This is a genomic window from Ectorhizobium quercum (assembly GCF_026552795.1).
GTDB classification, from domain to species: domain Bacteria; phylum Pseudomonadota; class Alphaproteobacteria; order Rhizobiales; family Rhizobiaceae; genus Ectorhizobium; species Ectorhizobium quercum.
This window is the reverse complement of the sequence record NZ_JANFPI010000005.1, coordinates 33845-50771: the sequence shown is the minus strand read 5'-3', so window position 1 is coordinate 50771 and position 16927 is coordinate 33845. Positions and strand designations below refer to the sequence as shown.

General features: G+C 67.8%; 21 protein-coding genes. 16 read left to right on the top strand and 5 right to left on the bottom strand.

Going from position 1 to position 16927, the window contains the following annotated elements; all coding sequences use genetic code 11:
• Positions 1 to 265 precede the first annotated feature (265 nt).
• Complete coding sequence (locus NOF55_RS15315) at positions 266 to 451, top strand: hypothetical protein (RefSeq protein ID WP_306412273.1); 186 nt, start codon at positions 266 to 268, stop codon at positions 449 to 451.
• A 90-nt stretch (positions 452 to 541) separates the two neighbouring features.
• Here NOF55_RS15315 and NOF55_RS15310 read toward each other — a convergent pair whose 3' ends face one another.
• From NOF55_RS15310 to NOF55_RS15300, 3 genes are read right to left on the bottom strand one after another with little or no spacing between them, the layout of a single operon-like run.
• Complete coding sequence (locus tag NOF55_RS15310) at positions 542 to 1090, bottom strand: DUF1254 domain-containing protein (RefSeq protein ID WP_306412272.1); 549 nt, start codon at positions 1088 to 1090, stop codon at positions 542 to 544.
• Positions 1083 to 1667 carry a DUF1214 domain-containing protein gene (locus NOF55_RS15305; RefSeq protein ID WP_306412271.1) on the bottom strand — a complete coding sequence of 195 codons (585 nt, stop codon included), beginning with the start codon at positions 1665 to 1667 and terminating at the stop codon, positions 1083 to 1085. The genes NOF55_RS15310 and NOF55_RS15305 overlap by 8 nt, the downstream gene beginning before the upstream one ends.
• 34 nt (positions 1668 to 1701) lie before the next feature.
• A complete protein-coding gene (locus tag NOF55_RS15300; RefSeq protein ID WP_306412270.1) occupies positions 1702 to 3867 on the bottom strand; it encodes a transglycosylase domain-containing protein in 2166 nt (721 codons plus the stop codon).
• A gap of 144 nt (positions 3868 to 4011) precedes the next feature.
• Here NOF55_RS15300 and NOF55_RS15295 point away from each other — a divergent pair, with 144 nt between their 5' ends.
• The 4 genes from NOF55_RS15295 (at position 4012) to NOF55_RS15280 (ending at position 7728) form a co-directional block, all read left to right on the top strand.
• The gene (locus NOF55_RS15295; protein WP_306412269.1) at positions 4012 to 4494 is read left to right on the top strand and encodes a YcgN family cysteine cluster protein; all 483 of its coding nucleotides are present in this window, start codon (positions 4012 to 4014) and stop codon (positions 4492 to 4494) included.
• A gap of 107 nt (positions 4495 to 4601) precedes the next feature.
• Entirely contained in the window at positions 4602 to 7091 is a 2490-nt protein-coding gene (locus NOF55_RS15290; protein ID WP_306412346.1) for a heavy metal translocating P-type ATPase, read from the top strand.
• Entirely contained in the window at positions 7088 to 7534 is a 447-nt protein-coding gene (gene cueR, locus NOF55_RS15285; protein WP_306412268.1) for a Cu(I)-responsive transcriptional regulator, read from the top strand. Before NOF55_RS15290 ends, cueR begins: the two co-directional genes overlap by 4 nt.
• Positions 7531 to 7728, top strand: a complete 198-nt coding sequence (locus NOF55_RS15280) for a heavy-metal-associated domain-containing protein (RefSeq protein WP_306412267.1) — start codon at positions 7531 to 7533, stop codon at positions 7726 to 7728. Before cueR ends, NOF55_RS15280 begins: the two co-directional genes overlap by 4 nt.
• A 21-nt stretch (positions 7729 to 7749) precedes the next feature.
• On the opposite strand, the gene NOF55_RS15275 is transcribed toward NOF55_RS15280, so the two are convergent.
• Positions 7750 to 7980: a hypothetical protein gene (locus NOF55_RS15275; protein WP_306412266.1), complete on the bottom strand. Its 231-nt coding sequence runs from the start codon at positions 7978 to 7980 to the stop codon at positions 7750 to 7752.
• A 95-nt stretch (positions 7981 to 8075) separates the two neighbouring features.
• On the opposite strand from NOF55_RS15275, the gene NOF55_RS15270 reads away from it, so the two are divergent.
• The 3 genes from NOF55_RS15270 to NOF55_RS15260 all read left to right on the top strand — a co-directional run bounded on the left by NOF55_RS15270 (position 8076) and on the right by NOF55_RS15260 (position 10667).
• The gene (locus NOF55_RS15270) at positions 8076 to 8612 is read left to right on the top strand and encodes a hypothetical protein (RefSeq protein ID WP_306412265.1); all 537 of its coding nucleotides are present in this window, start codon (positions 8076 to 8078) and stop codon (positions 8610 to 8612) included.
• 163 nt (positions 8613 to 8775) lie between these two features.
• Positions 8776 to 10050: a DNA-packaging protein gene (locus NOF55_RS15265; RefSeq protein WP_306412264.1), complete on the top strand. Its 1275-nt coding sequence runs from the start codon at positions 8776 to 8778 to the stop codon at positions 10048 to 10050.
• A 2-nt stretch (positions 10051 to 10052) separates the two neighbouring features.
• A complete protein-coding gene (locus NOF55_RS15260; RefSeq protein ID WP_370868990.1) occupies positions 10053 to 10667 on the top strand; it encodes a hypothetical protein in 615 nt (204 codons plus the stop codon).
• On the opposite strand, the gene NOF55_RS15255 is transcribed toward NOF55_RS15260, so the two are convergent.
• Positions 10668 to 11117 carry a hypothetical protein gene (locus tag NOF55_RS15255; RefSeq protein WP_306412262.1) on the bottom strand — a complete coding sequence of 150 codons (450 nt, stop codon included), beginning with the start codon at positions 11115 to 11117 and terminating at the stop codon, positions 10668 to 10670.
• A 293-nt stretch (positions 11118 to 11410) separates the two neighbouring features.
• On the opposite strand from NOF55_RS15255, the gene NOF55_RS15250 reads away from it, so the two are divergent.
• The 8 genes from NOF55_RS15250 to NOF55_RS15215 all read left to right on the top strand — a co-directional run bounded on the left by NOF55_RS15250 (position 11411) and on the right by NOF55_RS15215 (position 16792).
• Complete coding sequence (locus tag NOF55_RS15250; protein ID WP_306412261.1) at positions 11411 to 11719, top strand: Dabb family protein; 309 nt, start codon at positions 11411 to 11413, stop codon at positions 11717 to 11719.
• Positions 11720 to 11772: 53 nt separating this feature from the next.
• Positions 11773 to 12939: a phage portal protein gene (locus NOF55_RS15245; protein WP_442342032.1), complete on the top strand. Its 1167-nt coding sequence runs from the start codon at positions 11773 to 11775 to the stop codon at positions 12937 to 12939.
• Between the two features lie 239 nt (positions 12940 to 13178).
• A complete protein-coding gene (locus tag NOF55_RS15240) occupies positions 13179 to 13499 on the top strand; it encodes a DUF6107 family protein (protein WP_306412259.1) in 321 nt (106 codons plus the stop codon).
• 26 nt (positions 13500 to 13525) lie between these two features.
• Positions 13526 to 14098, top strand: a complete 573-nt coding sequence (locus tag NOF55_RS15235) for an HK97 family phage prohead protease (protein WP_306412258.1) — start codon at positions 13526 to 13528, stop codon at positions 14096 to 14098.
• Positions 14099 to 14103: 5 nt separating this feature from the next.
• On the top strand, positions 14104 to 15351 hold the full coding sequence (locus tag NOF55_RS15230; protein WP_306412257.1) for a phage major capsid protein: 1248 nt from the start codon (positions 14104 to 14106) through the stop codon (positions 15349 to 15351).
• A gap of 132 nt (positions 15352 to 15483) precedes the next feature.
• Complete coding sequence (locus tag NOF55_RS15225; protein WP_306412256.1) at positions 15484 to 16053, top strand: head-tail connector protein; 570 nt, start codon at positions 15484 to 15486, stop codon at positions 16051 to 16053.
• Positions 16053 to 16388, top strand: coding sequence for a phage head closure protein (locus NOF55_RS15220; protein ID WP_306412255.1), 336 nt, complete (start codon positions 16053 to 16055; stop codon positions 16386 to 16388). Before NOF55_RS15225 ends, NOF55_RS15220 begins: the two co-directional genes overlap by 1 nt.
• A complete protein-coding gene (locus NOF55_RS15215) occupies positions 16385 to 16792 on the top strand; it encodes a DUF3168 domain-containing protein (protein WP_306412254.1) in 408 nt (135 codons plus the stop codon). Before NOF55_RS15220 ends, NOF55_RS15215 begins: the two co-directional genes overlap by 4 nt.
• Positions 16793 to 16927: the final 135 nt, after the last annotated feature.

The following is a 16927-nucleotide window of genomic DNA, read 5'->3' as shown; positions in this document are numbered from 1 at the left end:
GTACCACTTCGAAACAGGCTATCCCGAATTTGTTAGCACGGTGTTAACTATGACGGTGTTTGTATGGCCTTAACGCCGCCTCGATATGGCGTTATGATCAATGCGAAGGCCGGAATGATGGCCGAGGCGTTCCATCCCCATCGGGGCGGAGTGCCGGGCCTGCCGGAGGGGCCGGAAGGTGAGTGTTTTCGCGTTTCATCGCCAGCACGGCGCACAAGGCAGGAGAGAGCCGTCATCCGTCCTTTGAACGAGGATTGGAGACAGTATGGCTGAAATCATTCTTCTTGCGGACCGTCGCGGGCATGCGCCCCCGCCGTCGGGGGAAGCGGTGCCCCGCAAGGCGCAAATCCTGTTTTTTACCGGCGTTCGCTACGAGCGCCTCGACGACACACCTGCGGACAACAGCCCGGTCTCGAAGAAGGGCCGTCCCCGCCGCGCGGCAAAGCGCTGAAACGAACACGGTTTCCTGCGAAGGCCCTGCGTCCCCCGCAGGCCACGAGGATCGTTCTGCGTCCGCTTGCCTGACCGGATGGCGTAAAGTCTAGCCCGGCCTCAGCGCCTCGCAACGGGCGCTTTCCAGAAATCGCCGCGCCTCCGCTTCCATGCTGGCATGCGGCGAGACGGTGCGCAGCACCAGATATCCCGTATTCCCCGTCATTTCGATCAGGATGCTGCGTTCGGTCAGGTCCGGATCGGCCTTGCGCAACCGCATCGCCTGCGACGGGGTGGCGAGGACGGCATCGAGCCTGCCCGGCTCGACGGAGCGGTCGCTGATGCTGAAGACTTCGTTCGACGCCCTGTCGAAGACCGCAAACGACCACAGGGCGGGGTCGCCCGAGGCGGCGACGGCGACGGGCGCTTGCGAAAGATCGAAGGCGCAGACCGCGGCGGAAACGAACGGGTTCGGCTGAAGCAGCGGCCCGGCGCGCTGTGCGTCGCCGAGCGCATGGAAGGCGCCTGCCGGCCCGGCCGCCAGGATGCGCGAATAGGCGTCGCTCTCGCTGAAGCGCGGCAGGGCGAGCACGATGATAATATGCAGCAGCGCCGCGCCGATCAGGCCGGTGACGATGGCGTGGACCAGCCTAGTCATCGCCGCACTCCAGCCGTGTCAGCTCCGGCATCGGAACGCCGGAAATGCCGGTGCTGTTCGCCGCCGGCGTATCGAACAGGTCGAACACCAGCGTAAAGCGGCCCGAGGCGGGCAGGGCGAGCCAGTTTCCCGGCCGGGCGGCGGCGGAAAGGGTGATGGCGAAAGATCCGTCCGCCTCCTTCAGGATCATGCGCGAATTGAGGCCGGTGGGCCGGCCGGCCGGAACGGACGGCGCATCGGGCTGCGGCGCGGCGAAAAGCGTCCATAGCCGCGCCGGCGGCGCCATGCCCGCCAGCCGGTAGGTGCAGGCGGCGTCGAGCGGCGCGCCGGCGGCATCGGTGCGGGCGGTGAAGCTCAGGCCCTCCGCGCTGGCGTAAAGCAGCTTGCCGTCGCGGGCCCTGTGGGCGCGGGCGTAAGGATCGGCGTTAACGGTCTGTGCGGCCGGAAACGCCTCCCACGGACCGATCCGGATCGCCGAAAGCCCGCTCGTCGCATCGAGCGTGGCCAGCGCCGACCAGAGGCCGCCGGCAAAGGCGATCACAAGGGCGATGGCGACCATGAGGGGCGTTTTCAGCATGCGGGAGGCCATTCCGGTGAATGGGGGCGGACGGTCATTGCGACGGCGTTCCGTTGTCGGGAAGCGCGGCGGTGGCCGGCAGCGCGGGCGCCAAGGCCGATTTCAGCCGCGCGCCGACCCCGCGCAGGAGCGTCGTCGTCTCGCGCGAGAGCGAGCGTGGGCGCACAAGGGGCGGAAGCGCGTCCGTTTCGCCGGGTCTGGCCGCGGCGCTGGCGGTCGGGTGCGGGCCGGCGGGCAGCGGGTTGTCGATGCCGGGAACCGGCCGCAGCTCGATGCCCTGATGGGCATAGTCCATCAGCCGCTTGAACGCCTGGGCGGGCAGCGTGCCGCCGGTGATGTTGTTGGTCGAGGTGTAGTCGTCGTTGCCGAACCAGACGGCGGCCGTGTAGTTGCCGGTGAAGCCGACATACCAGGCGTCGCGATAGGCCTGGGTGGTGCCGGTCTTGCCGCCCGAGACGATGCCGTTGTCGAGGGCGGCGCGGCGCGCCGTTCCGCTGACGGGAATGGTGACGAGGATGCGGTTCATCGACGACACGGCCTTTTCCGAAAGCACGCGCGCAGCGGGCGGTGCGTCGCGCTCGAAGTCGTAGAGGATATTGCCCTCGTAATCGACGATCTGCTCCAGCCCGTGGCGGCGCGACTGCATGCCGCCCGCCGGGAAGACGGCATAGGCGGTGGCCTGGTCGAGAACCGTCACCTCGGTGGTGCCGAGCGGGATCGTCTTGTCGGTGCGCAGCGGCGTTTCCACCCCCATCGCCTTCGCCATCTCGGCGATGCGCTCCGTGCCCAGCTCGTCGCGGGCGAGCTTCACGGGAATGGTGTTGATCGACCGCGACAGCGCCGACATCAGCGTGACGCGGCCGGAATAGGAGCGGCCGTAATTCTGCGGCGACCAGCCGCGCCATGTCACGGGACCGTCGACGACGACCGTTTCCGGCGTCATGCCCTTTTCCATCGCCGCCGCGTAGGTATAGACCTTGAAGGACGATCCCGGCTGGCGCAGCGCCCGCGTCGCACGGTTGAACTGGCTTTCGCCATAGTCGCGTCCGCCGACCATCGCGCGGACCGCGCCGCCGTTCTCGATCATCACCACGGCGCCTTGCGACACCTTGGCGCTCTGCCCGGACTCGCGCAGCGTGCCTTCTACCGCAAGCTCGGCAGCGTGCTGGAGGCCCATGTCCAGCGTGGTGCGCACGACGAGCGTATGCTGGGGAAAGCGGTCGGCGATGCGCACCGTCTCGTCGAAGGCCCAGTCGAGGAAATAATCGGGCGCTTCCGTTCCGCCGCGGTCGACGGCGGTGGCCGGGTTGCGCCGCGCCGCGATGACCTGACCTTCGGTCATGAAGCCGGATTGCACGAGATTGGACAGCACGACATTGGCGCGGGCGCGGGCCGCCGGCAGGTTCACATGCGGCGCATAGCGGGCCGGGGCCTTGAACAGGCCGGCCAGCATGGCGGATTCGGCAAGCGTGACATCCGTCAGCTTCTTGCCGAAATAGAACTGCGCCGCCGCCGCCGCGCCGAACGTGCCGCCGCCCATATAGGCGCGGTCGAGATAAAGCGACAGGATTTCCTTCTTGGTGAGGTTGGCTTCCAGCCACAGCGCCAGGAAGGCTTCCTTGACCTTGCGTTCCAGCGAACGCTCGTTGGAGAGGAACAGGTTCTTGGCAAGCTGCTGCGTCAGCGTCGATCCGCCCTGCACCACGCCGCCGGCCCTGGCGTTCTCGCTCATGGCGCGGGCCAGCCCGACGAAATCGATGCCGAAGTGATCGAAGAACCGGCGGTCCTCGGTGGCGAGGATGGCCTTGACGAAATGATCCGGCAATTCGTCGACGGGAATGGAATCCTCGTGGATGATGCCGCGATGGCCGATGACCGTGCCGTAGCGGTCGAGAAAGGTGACGGCGAAATCGGCGCGGTTCTTCCAGTCGCCCTGGGTGGCCTGGAAGGCGGGCATGGCGAGCGCCAGCATGACCACCGAGGCGGCGGTGCCGAGCGTCATCGCCTCGCCGGCGACCTCGAACGCTAGCTTCTTCCAGCCGCGCACGCGGAACCGGCGGAAGAAGATGGTGACGTCTTCCCATATCTGGCCGGTGCGGAAACCCATGTTCCACAAGGTCGAATCCAGCCAGGCATCCACCTTGAGCAGGAGATGGCGCCGGCGGCGCTGACCGTCTTCTGGGGGCTTCTTTTCACTCACCTCGAAAGAAAATCCTTGAAACCTGCGGCGGTTTCCCGCTTTTGACGACGCGGCATCATTTTGCCGGAAGATGGTTGATATATGCCAAACAGACAAGAAGCCTTTTCCGAAAGGCGGCAATATTCTCCGGGCAGGAGTGCAGGAATGCAGCAGGAACCCTTCTGGAAGGTCAAGACGCTCGAGGAAATGAGCGCGCAGGAATGGGAAAGCCTCTGCGACGGCTGCGGGCTGTGCTGTCTCAACAAGCTGGAGGACTGGGACAGCGGCGAGGTGGCCTTCACCTCCGTGCGCTGCCGGCTGATGGACGGCGAGAGCTGTCGCTGCACCGATTACCCCAACCGGCAGGCGACCGTGCCGGACTGCATCCAGCTCACCCCGCAGGAAGTGGACTCCATAAGCTGGCTGCCGCCGACCTGCGGCTATCGGCTGGTGCGCGACGGCGAGGATCTCTACTGGTGGCACCCGCTGGTGTCGGGCGACCCGGAAACGGTGCATATCGCCGGGATTTCCGCCAAAGGCCGCACGGTGAGCGAGGAGGAGGTCGATATAGACGATTTCGAGGATTATCTCGTCGATTGGCCGCTGACCGTCGGCGATGATGCGCCCGACGCTCCGCCGGGGCGTTAGGACCCGCGCGCGATTGCCGCATCGCGGGCTCTTGACCTTCCCACGATGGGAAGCCTTACATCGGCCTGCGAAAGGATATTTCGATGGCTGATACAATCCAAACCGGCATGACGGCGGCGCCGAAGGGCGCATCCTCCCCCTCGCTTCTTTCGCTGCCCGTGGAGGGCATGAGCTGCGCCTCCTGCGTGCGCCGCGTCGAGCAGGCGGCGGGCAGGGTGGAGGGCGTTTCCGATCCCGTCGCCAATTTCGCCACCGGCCGCCTGACGGTGACGCCCGGTGCGGGCTTCGACGCCGCGCGGCTGGCCGAAGCGGTGCGCAACGCCGGCTACGACGTGCCGGAATCCGCCTTCGACCTCGATATTGGCGACATGAGCTGCGCCTCCTGCGTTCTGCGCGTGGAAAAGGCATTGCGGAAAGCGCCGGCCGTGACGGCGGCGACCGTCAACCTCGCGAACGGCAGGGCGCATGTGCGGGCGCTGGGCGGCGAGGCCGCGCTGCCGGCGGCGCTGAAGGCGGTGAAGGATGCCGGCTACGACGCGCATCCGGCAAGGGCCGGAGCGGAGCGCGGCGGCGAACGGGGCGACGAGGACATGCGCGCCTTGCAGCGCGACGCGGCCATCGCCGCAGTCCTGACGCTGCCGCTTTTCGTGCTGGAAATGGGCGGCCATATCTGGCCGGCCTTCCATCACTGGCTGACGGGCGCGATTTCGACCCGGTCGCTTCATTTGATCTATTTCGTGCTGGCGACGGCGGTGCTGTTCGGCCCCGGAATGCGATTCTTTGGCAAGGGCTTGCGCACATTGGCTCATCTGGCGCCTGACATGAACGCGCTGGTCGCGCTGGGCGCGGGCGCGGCCTATTTCTATTCCGTGGTGGCGACCTTTGCGCCCGGCCTTCTGCCGGAAGGCTCGCGCTACGTCTATTACGAGGCGGCGACGGTGATCGTCACGCTGATCCTCATCGGGCGGCTTCTGGAAGCCCGCGCCCGCGGCAGGGCGGGCGAGGCGATCCGAAAGCTTGCCGCCTTGCAGGTGAAGGAGGCGCGGATCCTGCGCGACGGCGTGGCCGTCGAGGTGGCTGTGGATGCGCTTTCGCCCGGCGACATCGTGCTGATCCGGCCCGGCGAGCGCATTCCCGTCGACGGTGCGGTGATCGAGGGCGAATCCTGGGTGGACGAATCGATGATGTCCGGCGAGCCGCTGCCGGTGAAAAAGGGGCCGGGCGACGCAGTGACCGGCGGAACCGTGAACGGCGCCGGTGCGCTGCGGTTCGAGGCGCGGCGCGTCGGGGCCGACACGATGCTGGCGGGCATCATCCGCATGGTGGAGGAGGCGCAAGGGGCGAAGCTGCCGATCCAGGCGCTGGTCGACAGGATCACCGCATGGTTCGTGCCCGCCGTGATGGCCGTGGCCGTGCTGACCCTGATCGCCTGGCTCACCTTCGGGCCGGAACCGGCGCTGGCGCATGCGCTGGTGAGCGCCGTCGCCGTCCTCATCATCGCCTGCCCGTGCGCGATGGGGCTGGCGACGCCGGCGGCCATCATGGTCGCCACCGGCCGGGCGGCGGAGGCTGGCGTTCTCTTTCGCCGGGGCGACGCGCTCCAGACGCTTTCCGATGCGACACTGGTGGTGTTCGACAAGACCGGGACGGTGACGGAGGGCCGGCCGGAACTGACCGACCTCATCGTCGCGGAGGGTTTCGCCGAGGCCGAGGTGCTTGTGCTGGCCGCCGCCGTCGAGGCGCAGTCGGAACATCCGGTGGGGGCGGCCATCGTCAAGGCCGCGGAGGCCCGCGGGCTGGTTTTGCCGCCGGTTTCGGCCTTCCAATCGGTGACGGGCTACGGCGTGACGGCACAGGCCGGCGGCCGGAAAGTGCAAATCGGCGCAGCGCGTTACATTGAAAAACTGAATCTGTCCGTGAACGCCTTCGCCGCCGCAGCCGGGCGGCTGGCGGAGGAAGGCAAGACGCCGCTTTACATCGCCATCGACGGCAGGCTGGCGGCTGCGGCGGCGGTGGCCGACCCGGTGAAGCCGGCCAGCCGGACAGCGATTGCGGCGCTGAAGCGGCTGGGGCTTTCGGTGGCGATGGTGACGGGCGACAGTGCCCGGACGGCGGCGGCGATCGCCCGGCAGGTCGGGATCGACAGGGTGGTCGCCGAGGTGCTGCCGGAGGGCAAGGTGAAGGCGATCCGGGCGTTTCGCGACGAGGGCCATGTCGTCGCCTTCGTGGGCGACGGGATCAACGACGCGCCGGCGCTGGCCGAGGCGACGGTGGGACTGGCGATCGGCACGGGGACCGGCGTCGCCATCGAAAGCGCCGAGGTGGTGCTGGCCTCGGGCGACCTGACGGGTGCGGTGAACGCCGTTGAGATCAGCCGGGCGACGCTGGCCAATATTCGCGAGAACCTGTTCTGGGCTTTCGGCTACAATGTCGTGCTCATTCCCGTCGCGGCGGGCGCGCTGTGGCCGTTCTTCGGCCTTTCCCTCTCGCCGATGATCGCCGCGGCGGCGATGGGGCTTTCGAGCGTTTTCGTGCTGGGCAATGCCTTGCGCCTGAAGCGGGTGCGCCTGACGCAGCGGAAGGAGGCGGCGCCATGAATATCGGCGAGGCGGCCGCCGCATCCGGCGTTTCGGCCAAGATGATCCGCTACTACGAGGAGATCGGCCTGATTCCCAAGGCGGACAGGACGGCGAGCAATTACCGCACATACGGCATGGAGACGGTGCATTCCCTGCGCTTCATCCGCCGGGCGCGTGAGCTTGGCTTCCCGCTGGAGGAAACGGCGACGCTTCTGAAGCTCTGGGCCGACAGGAGCCGCTCCAGCGCGTCGGTGAAGCGCGTGGCGCAGGGGCATGTGGCGGCGCTGGAGCGCAAGATCGCCGGATTGCAGGACATGCTTTCGACCCTGCGCCATCTGGTTCATTGCTGCGATGGCGACGAGCGCCCCGATTGCCCCATTCTCAACGATCTGGCAGGCGGCGAACGGCCCGCCTGCCACGGTGCCAACGACAAGCCGGAACCGGAAGGAAACACACCATGACTGCCATTTTCACCGTGCCGGACATGACCTGCGGCCATTGCGAAAAGACGCTGCGGGGCGCCCTCGAAAAGGAATTGCCGGGTGCTGCTGTCAGCATCGACCTCGGCGCGCGCCGGGTGAGCGTGGAAGGCGACGCGGCGAAGGCCGAGGCGGCGATCCGCGAGGCCGGCTATACGCCGGAGGCCGTTCATTGAACGATCAAAATAGGAAAAAATTCACAAAACAGGAAAATAGTCATTGACACCGTGACGGTGCTCTGATAGGTTTTTGGCATAGTCGAAGAGTTGCGCCCGGGCGGCAAGCCCGGGCATGACGGCGACGGGGCGGCGCAGAGTGCCGCCGTTGAAAGGTCCGGTTCTCCCGGGCCTTTTTCGTTTCAGGATTTCTGGAGCGTTTTCGCTTTTCTCCGAATCGCGAAAACGCTCCAGCTCTTTGTTTTCACGCAATTCCGGACGGAAAACCGCTACGCACTTTTCCTGGAATTGCTCCGGCCGTTTTCGCGTGATGCGGAGGCGGCCTTTTCGTTTGCGGGAAAGACAGGATGGACGACGGGATTTTCGACCCGGCGACGGTCGGCCTGTGGCCGGAGCGCCCGGCCTATGGCGATCCGCCGCCGGAAGGCGGGATGCTTCCGCCCGAGACCAAGGCGGCGGAACTGCCCGAGGGCGGCGATCTGCGCCTGCTTCTCAACGACATGACGGTGGAGATGCGCGGTCAGTTCGACGCCTTCCGCACGCTGCGCGAGGCTTCGGCGCCGCTGGTGGGCGGGCAGGCCGACGAGGCCGCGGGCAAGCTTGCCCGCACCGACCTGAAGGCGGCGACCGACGCCATGTCGCTGATCGTGCGGACTCTGGAGAAGATCGATGCGCTTCAGCGCCAGATGGCCCGCGACCGCAAGGACGCGGAAGACCGCAATGCCGAGCCGCAAGGTTACGATGACGCCAAACGCCATTTCCTCGATCTCATCGAGCGCCGGGCCGAGGAACGCGCCCGCGTTCTTTTCGACGCCTGGCTGCGGAACGGCGCTGGAGCTGCTGATGTGGCGGTTGCCGGCGACGGTGCCGTGGGAGGTGGATGAGGCGGAGGTTCTGCGGTGGGCGAAGGCGGGGGAGGAACCCCCTCTGGCCTGCCGGCCATCTCCCCCACAAGGGGGGAGAAAGCAGGCGGCAGCCTCCCGCCCTTCGCAAACGCCACCATCGGGGAAACCGTCGCACCCATCGTTCTCCCCCCTTGTGGGGGAGATGGCGGCAGCCAGAGGGGGACTTGAGGCGCCTGCCGAACCTTTCGACTACGCGCCCTTCCTGCTGACCGACTGGGCGTTTCAGGGCCGGGCCGCGCAGCAGCCGCCGGAGGGCGACTGGCGCACCTGGCTGATGATGGGCGGGCGCGGCTCCGGCAAGACGCGGGCGGGGGCGGAATGGGTGCATGCGCTGGCCAGGGCCTGCGGCGCGCGCTCCGGCCTGCGCATCGCGCTGGTGGCGGAAACGCTGGGCGATGCCCGCGAGGTGATGATCGACGGCGTTTCCGGCATCTGCCGGGTGGCGCGCACGATGGTGCCCGACTTCGAGGTGACGCGGCGCCGGCTGGTCTGGCCGAACGGCGCGGTGGCGCAGATCTTTTCCTCCGAGGACCCGGAGAGCCTGCGCGGGCCGCAGTTCCACTATGCCTGGTGCGACGAGCTGGCGAAGTGGAAATACGCCGAGGAAACCTTCGACATGCTGCAATTCGGGCTGCGTCTCGGCGACGATCCGCGCCAGCTCGTGACGACGACGCCCCGGCCGGTGCCGGTGCTGAAACGGCTGATGGCCGATCCCGCCACGCGGCTGGTGCGGATGAGGACCGGAGAGAACGGCGCCAATCTGGCGCCCGGCTTCCTGGCCGCGCTCGCCGAACGCTATGGCGGTTCGCGGCTGGGGCGGCAGGAACTCGACGGCGAGCTGATGGAGGACCGCGACGATGCGCTGTGGCGGCGCGACCGGCTGGAGGCGCTGACGGTGCGCCTGCCGGGCGCGCTCTCGCGCATCGTTGTGGGCGTCGACCCGCCGAGCGGTTCGGGCGCGGCCTCCTGCTGCGGCATCGTCGTGGCGGGGATCGAGGAAAGCGGCCGGGGCGTGGTGCTCGGCGACTGTTCCGTCGAGGGCATGAGCCCGGCGGGATGGGCGCGGGCTGTGGTGTCGGCCTATCGCCGCTTCGGCGCCGACCGGATCGTGGCGGAAATCAACCAGGGCGGCGACATGGTGGCCGCGGTGCTTGCCGGCATCGACGCGGGCCTTCCGGTGACGGCGGTGCGGGCGACGCGGGGCAAGTTCCTGCGCGCAGAGCCGGTCGCCGCCCTCTACGAGCAGGGGCGGGTGGTCCATGCCGGGCGCTTTCCGGCGCTGGAGGACCAGATGTGCGATTTCGGCCCGGACGGCCTTTCCGGCGGGCGTTCGCCCGACCGGCTGGACGCGCTGGTCTGGGCGCTGACGGCGCTGATGCTCGACAGGAGCGGCGAACCGAAAGTGAGAGGGATATGATGATGAGCATCAACAGGCGCTTTTTCTTCGACAATGCCCGCGAGCGGTTGTTCCACGGCCGGCTGCGGGCGGGGCAGGTGGAAGGCATGGCCGCGATCCTCGACCGGTTCGAGGAAACGATGCCGGAGGGCGACGACCGCTGGCTGGCCTACATGCTGGCGACCGCGTTTCACGAGACGGCGGAGACCATGCAGCCCGTGCGCGAGACGCTGGCGGCGAGCGACGCGCGGGCGATTGCCATTCTCGATGATGCCTTTGCGCGCGGGCGGCTGAAAAGCGTGAAGACGCCCTACTGGCGGCCGGACAAGGACGGAAGGAGCTGGCTGGGGCGCGGCTTCGTGCAGCTGACCCACCGCCGGAACTACGAGGCGATGAGCAGGGCGACCGGCATCGATCTGGTGGCCGCCCCCGAACGGGCGATGGAGATGGCCGTGGCCGTGACCATCCTCTTTCGCGGCATGATCGACGGATCGTTCACCGGCCGCCGGCTTGCCGACGCCTTCTCGCCTGCGAAGGAGGACTGGACCGGCGCGCGGCGCATCATCAACGGAACCGACCGCGCGGCGCTGATTGCCGGCTATGGCAGGATCTTCTATGCCGGCATCAGCTATGCGTGATCACAAAAGCTTGCGGCGCCCGAAGAAGCGGACGGCGAGCGCTGCGGCCAGGAGGCCATAGAGGCCGCCGGCCAGCGGCCAGTCCCATTCGATGCCGGGGCCGGTGAAGAAGCTGTCCAGATAATCGAACCATGCCGCCCAAGTCGCACCGGCGGCAGCGCCGATGACGGTGAGAATGGCCGGCCTGCGGGTCAAGACGAAGGCCAGCGGGCCGACGACCGCGACGGCCGGGGCGGCGACCGCGGTGAAGAAAAGGGTGGACCTGAGCAGCGTATCGGCCATTTCCTCGGCGATGATCGTCAGGATTTCGGTGGTATCGGCACCGGGTGCCAGGGCATCGCCGAAAAGCGGCAGGTTGTCGATGAGGCCGCCGGCGAAACCGAAGAGGAGGCTGACGATCAGCGGCGGCAGGACGAGGCCGAAAAGAACTCTCTGAAAAAGGCGTGACAAGGCGGGGCTCCGGGTTCGGCGCAAACTAGCTTTTCAGACCGGAGAGGGAAAGGGGGCGGATGTCCGCATCCGGACCGGTGATAAAGTGGGCCCACCTCTCTTTCGTCATGGTCGGGCTCGACCCGACCATCCACCGCGCCGCTTGCGGCGTGGACCCTCGGCTCTAGGCAGAGGGTGACGTCGAGTGCGTGGTGAGGTTTGCCGGTCGTCCGGGCGCGACGATCCGCCTGCGATTGAGGAGCGGACGCGGGCATGCTATGCGGACGGGACGAGCCAGATCGAAGGAGTCCCGCGTGATCCGCCATATCGTTTTCTTCACCGCAACCCGGGAAAACCGCGAAGCCGTGCGCAAGGGACTGTCCATCCTGACCGGCATTCCGCATGCGACGCGCCTGGAGATCGGCGAGAACGTCAAGACCGACCAGTGGGACCGCGAGGTCGACATTATCGTCTACGGCGAGTTCGAGGACGAGGCGGCGCTGGCGGCATACAAGGCTCATCCCGATTACGAGAAATCGACGAGCACGGTGAAGCCGCTGCGCGAGATGCGCATCGCCGCCGACTACGACACCGACCGGGCGGTGAAGACGCCGATCCGGTGACGCTTCCGCCTTCGCGGGCGGGCGTCGCAACGCGAAGGACGAGAAAGATGAGATTGCCGATCCGTTTGCCGTGGCGCGCACCTGCCGCGGCCGCCGAGACCCCGACCGAAACCAAGACCGCCGCCCCTCTCGCGGCGGTTTTTTCGTCCCGGGGAACCGGCTGGACGAACCGCTCCTATCCGGCGCTTGCCCGCGACGGCTATCTGCGCAACCCTGTCGGCCACCGCTGCGTGCGGCTGGTGGCGGAAGCGGCGGCCAGCGTTCCGCTGCTGCTCTATGGCGAGGAGGGCGAGCTTTCCGACCATCCGGCGCTGGCGCTGGTGCGGCGTCCGAACGGGCGCACGGCGGGAGCGGATTTCTTCGAGGCGCTCTATTCGCATCTGGCCATCGCCGGCAACGCCTATCTGGAGCCGGTGACGATCGCTGGCGCGCTGCGCGAGATCTATCTGCTGCGGCCCGAGCGGATGCGTGTTCTGGAAGGAAGCGACGGCTGGCCTTCGGCCTACGAATACCGGGCCGGAAACACGGTGCGGCGCTTTCCGGTGGAGGGCGAGGGGCCGCGTCTGCTGCACCTGAAGACCTTCCACCCGCTCGACGACCACCTGGGCTACGCGCCGCTTTCGGCGGCGATGGCCGCGCTCGACCTGCACAATGCCGCGAGCGTCTGGAACAAGGCGCTGCTCGACAACTCCGCCCGGCCCTCCGGCGCGCTGGTCTACCAGCCGAAGGAGGGCGGCAATCTTTCGCCGGCGCAGTACGACCGGCTGAAGCAGGAGCTGGAAGAGGGCTATTCCGGCGCGGTCAGGGCCGGGCGGCCGCTGCTGCTGGAAGGCGGTCTCGACTGGAAGGCGATGGCGCTCAGCCCGCGCGACATGGATTTCATCGAGGCGAAGAACGGCGCGGCGCGCGATATCGCGCTGGCGCTCGGCGTGCCGCCCATGTTGATCGGCGTGCCGGGCGACAACACCTATGCCAACTATCAGGAGGCCAACCGCGCCTTCTGGCGGCTGACCGTGCTGCCGACCGTGGGCAGGGTGACGGCGGCGCTGTCGCCCTGGCTGTCCGATGCGTTCGGCGAACGGCTGAGGCTGGAGGCCGACCTCGACCAGGTGTCGGGCCTTTCGGCCGAGCGGGGAGAGCTGTGGCAGAGGCTTTCGGCGGCCGGCTTCCTGACCGATGCCGAGAAGCGCGAAGCGGTCGGCTACGCACCGGAAAAATGAACGTCTTCAACGGGAAGGGACGGCGGGCGGAATCGGTTTCGCGCCTTGCGGATTCATTGTGCGAGGAAGGTGAATCGATGTGTGAAGCAGTGGATTCACATCTTGAGGAAATACCGCCAAGCGATTCTTCCGACTCCGCTTTCCGGCACTCTTGAAGTGCTTTCGAGGCCACTCGCCCCTTTTGCTGGAACTGCTCCGGCTCCCGATCCTAGTAACCTCATCCTAACGGAGCCTTACCCATGACGGATTTCGTGCCGGAGCCCGGCCTCACCGTTCTGCGGGTCGTCGGGGCCGTTTCCGGGGCGGCGGTCTCGCTCGTATACCTGTTGCCGAAAAGCCGGCGTGAGGCGGCGACGCGGTTCGCGACCGGACTGGCCTGCGGCCTGATCTTCGGTCCCTCGGCGGGGCTGTGGATCGCGCGGCAGGCCGGCCTCGGCGACGTGCTTTCGCCCCATGAGATGCTGCTGACCGGATCGGCGGCGGCCAGCCTTTCGGCCTGGTGGGTACTCGGCGCGCTGGTGCGCATCGCCGGACGCTACGGCGGGCCGAAGGGCCTCTGATCAATTCCAATAACGGAGACATGCCGATGCACGCACCAAGGCGGGCAAACCCTTTCACGCGCAAATTCGCGAGCCTTTCGCTTTCCACCCTGTCCGGCGACGGCACCTTTTCCGGCTATGCCAGCCTGTTCGGCGAGGTGGATCTTGCCAAGGACCGCATCGAGCGCGGCGCGTTCGCCGACAGTCTCGCCGGACGCGGCGCCGGCGGCGTGCGCATGCTCTACCAGCACGACCCGAACGAGCCGATCGGCGCCTGGACCACCATCCGCGAGGACGGGAAGGGGCTCTATGTGGAGGGCGCGCTTTCGCCGGGCGTGGCCCGCGCCCGGGAAGTTCACGCGCTGATGAAGACCGGCGCGCTCGACGGGCTGTCGATCGGCTTTCGCACCGTCAGGGCGAAGCGCGATCCGGCCAGCGGCGTGCGCCGCATTCTCGAAGCCGATCTCTGGGAAATCTCGGTCGTGACCTTTCCGATGCTGCCGTCGGCCCGGGTCTCGAACGTGAAGAATGCGCGGTTCTTCCGCGACAAGGAAACGGAACTCGTCCGCTCCCTGCGGCGGGCGGCCCGCAACATGATGATGACAACCTTCAAGGGATGATGCCGATGACCATCGACACGCAGAAAACCGCTCCGGAAACCAAGGCCGTTCCGGAGACGGTCGCCTCCGCCTTCGACGAGTTCATGGAGGCTTTCGAGGCCTTCCGCGAAACGAACGACCGCCGCCTGGCCGACATGGAGCGCAAGCTTTCGCCCGACGCGCTGACGGTCGAGAAGATGGAGCGCATCAACCGCGCCGTCGACGAGCAGAAGCGGCTCATCGACCAGCTCGTGCTGAAGAAGGCGCGCCCGGCGCTCGGTTCCGGCGCCGGCGCGGCCGAGCCTTCCGAGCACAAGGCCGCCTTCGACCTCTATGTGCGCCGCGGCGACGAGGGCGGCTTGCGCGATGTCGAGGCCAAGGCGTTCTCCGGCGCGACGGGCGCCGACGGCGGCTATCTGGCGCCGCCCGAGACGGATACGGAGGTGGGCCGCCGTCTGGCGGCGATCTCGCCGATCCGTTCGCTGGCGACGGTGAGGCAGGTGTCCGGCGCGGTGCTGAAGAAGCCCTTCGCGCCGGCCGGCCTCACCGCCGGCTGGGTGGGCGAGACGGCGCCGCGCCCGCAGACCAACACGCCGCAACTGGCCGAGCTTTCCTTCCCGACGCTTGAGCTTTACGCCATGCCGGCGGCCACCCAGGCGCTGCTGGACGATGCCGCCGTGGATGTCGAAAGCTGGATCGCCGGCGAGGTCGAGGCCGTCTTCGCCGAGCAGGAGGGCGCGGCTTTCGTTTCCGGCGACGGCGTGACGGCACCGAGAGGCTTCCTGACCGAGACCAAGGTGGACGACGCCGACTGGAGCTGGGGCGCGCTCGGCACGATTTCGACCGGTCAGGCCGGCGGTTTCCGGCCTTCCGGCCCGTCCGACACGCTGATCGACGCGATCTATGCGCTGAAGGCGGGCCATCGCCAGAACGCCACCTTCGTGATGAACCGCAAGACGCAGAGCGAGATCCGCAAGTTCAAGGACGCGGACGGCAACTATCTCTGGATGCCGCCGGCAGGCCCCGGGCAGCAGGCCTCGCTGATGGGCTTTCCGGTGGCCGAGGCCGAGGACATGCCCGACATCGCGCCGGGTTCGCATGCCATCGCCTTCGGCGATTTCCGCGCCGGCTATCTCGTGGTCGACCGCGTGGGCCTGCGCATCCTGCGCGATCCCTATTCCGCCAAGCCCTACGTGCTGTTCTACACCACGCGGCGCGTCGGCGGCGGGGTGCAGAATTTCGAGGCGATCAAGCTCATCGCGTTTGCCGCCTGACGCCGTTCTCACGGCCTTTCCTCCGTCATGCCCGGGCTTGACCCGGGCATCCACCGCAGCGCTTGCGGCGTGGACCCTCGGGTCAAGCCCGAGGGTGACGGAAAAGACGTGGTGTTTTCAGAAGGAAAATCCATGACCTATGCGACCATCGCACCGCCTGCCGTCGAGCCGCTGACGCTCGCCGGGGCGAAGGCGCATCTGCGCCTCGACGGGGCTGAGGAGGATGCGCTGATCCTCTCGCTGATCGCCACCGCCCGCGACCATCTCGAACGGGAAACCGGGCTTTGCCTGATCGGGCGGACGATGCGGCTTTACCGCGACCGCTGGCCGCCGGACGGGGTTCTGGACCTCGACCACGGCCCGGTGACGGCGGTGAGCGCCGTGACCGTCTACGACGACGCGGGCGATGCCTCGGCCGTGTCGCTCGAAGGCCACCGGCTGGACGGCACGGCGCGGCCCGCCCGGCTGTGGCTGAAGGACAGACCCGCGCCGGGCGCGGCGCTGAACGGCATCGAGGTCGATTTCGTCGCCGGTTTCGGCGAAACCGGCGCGGATGTGCCCGACGCGCTGAAGCGGGCGATGCTGGAGCACGTTGCGCTGATGTTCACCTTTCGAGGCGCGGTGGCGGCGGAAAACCAGCCGGCGGCCGTTCCGGAGGGGTACGACCGGCTGGTGGCGCCCTGGCGGATCAGGAGGCTCTGATGCAGCACGTCTTCCTCGACCCCGGCCAGATGACGGCAAGGCTCGATCTCCAGCGTCCGGTCTCTTCCCCGGACGGACAGGGCGGGGCGGCGGTTTCCTTCGAGACCGTCGCCTCGCTCTGGGCCCGCATCGAGCCGGTGAGCCATGCGCCGACCGAGGCGGCCTCGCAGCGCGGCTTCACGCTGACGCACCGGATCTGGATCGCCCGTCGCGACGGGATCGAGGCCGGCATGCGTTTCGTGAAGGGCGGGCGAGGCTTCGCGATCCGCGCCTTTCGCGACCCCGACGAGACGCGGCGCTACCTCGTCTGCCATTGCGAGGAGGAGGGACGATGAGCGCGGCCAATGCCCTTCTGATGGCGATCCACGACCGGCTGTCCGGTGACGCGGAACTGGTTTCGCTGACCGGCGGACGGGTGCTGATCGACCGGCTTGCCGACCGCACGCCGCTGCCGCTCGTCGCGCTCGGCGACATGGAAAGCCGCGACTGGTCGACCGGGACGGACAGCGGCGAGGAACATCTGTTTTCGCTCGTCGTCTGGTCCGAGGCCGCAGGGCGGCGGGAGGCCGCTGCGATCGCGACGCGGATCAGGGCGCTGCTCGATGACGCGCCGCTGGCGCTCGACGGCGCGCATCTGGTCGGCCTGCTGCATCGCACGACCCGGACGCGGCGTGAACCAAAGAGCGGGCGTTTCGTCGCGGAGCTTTCGTTTCGCGCGGTGACGGAGGAGGTTTCGTGACCGTTGAAGACCCTCTCTGGCCTGCCGGCCATCTCCCACACAAGGGGGGAGACGACAAGCGGCAGGCTCATCGCTTCACGAGCATGGGAACCCGGCGCTTCTTTCGTTCTCCCCCCTTGTGGGGGAGATGGCGGC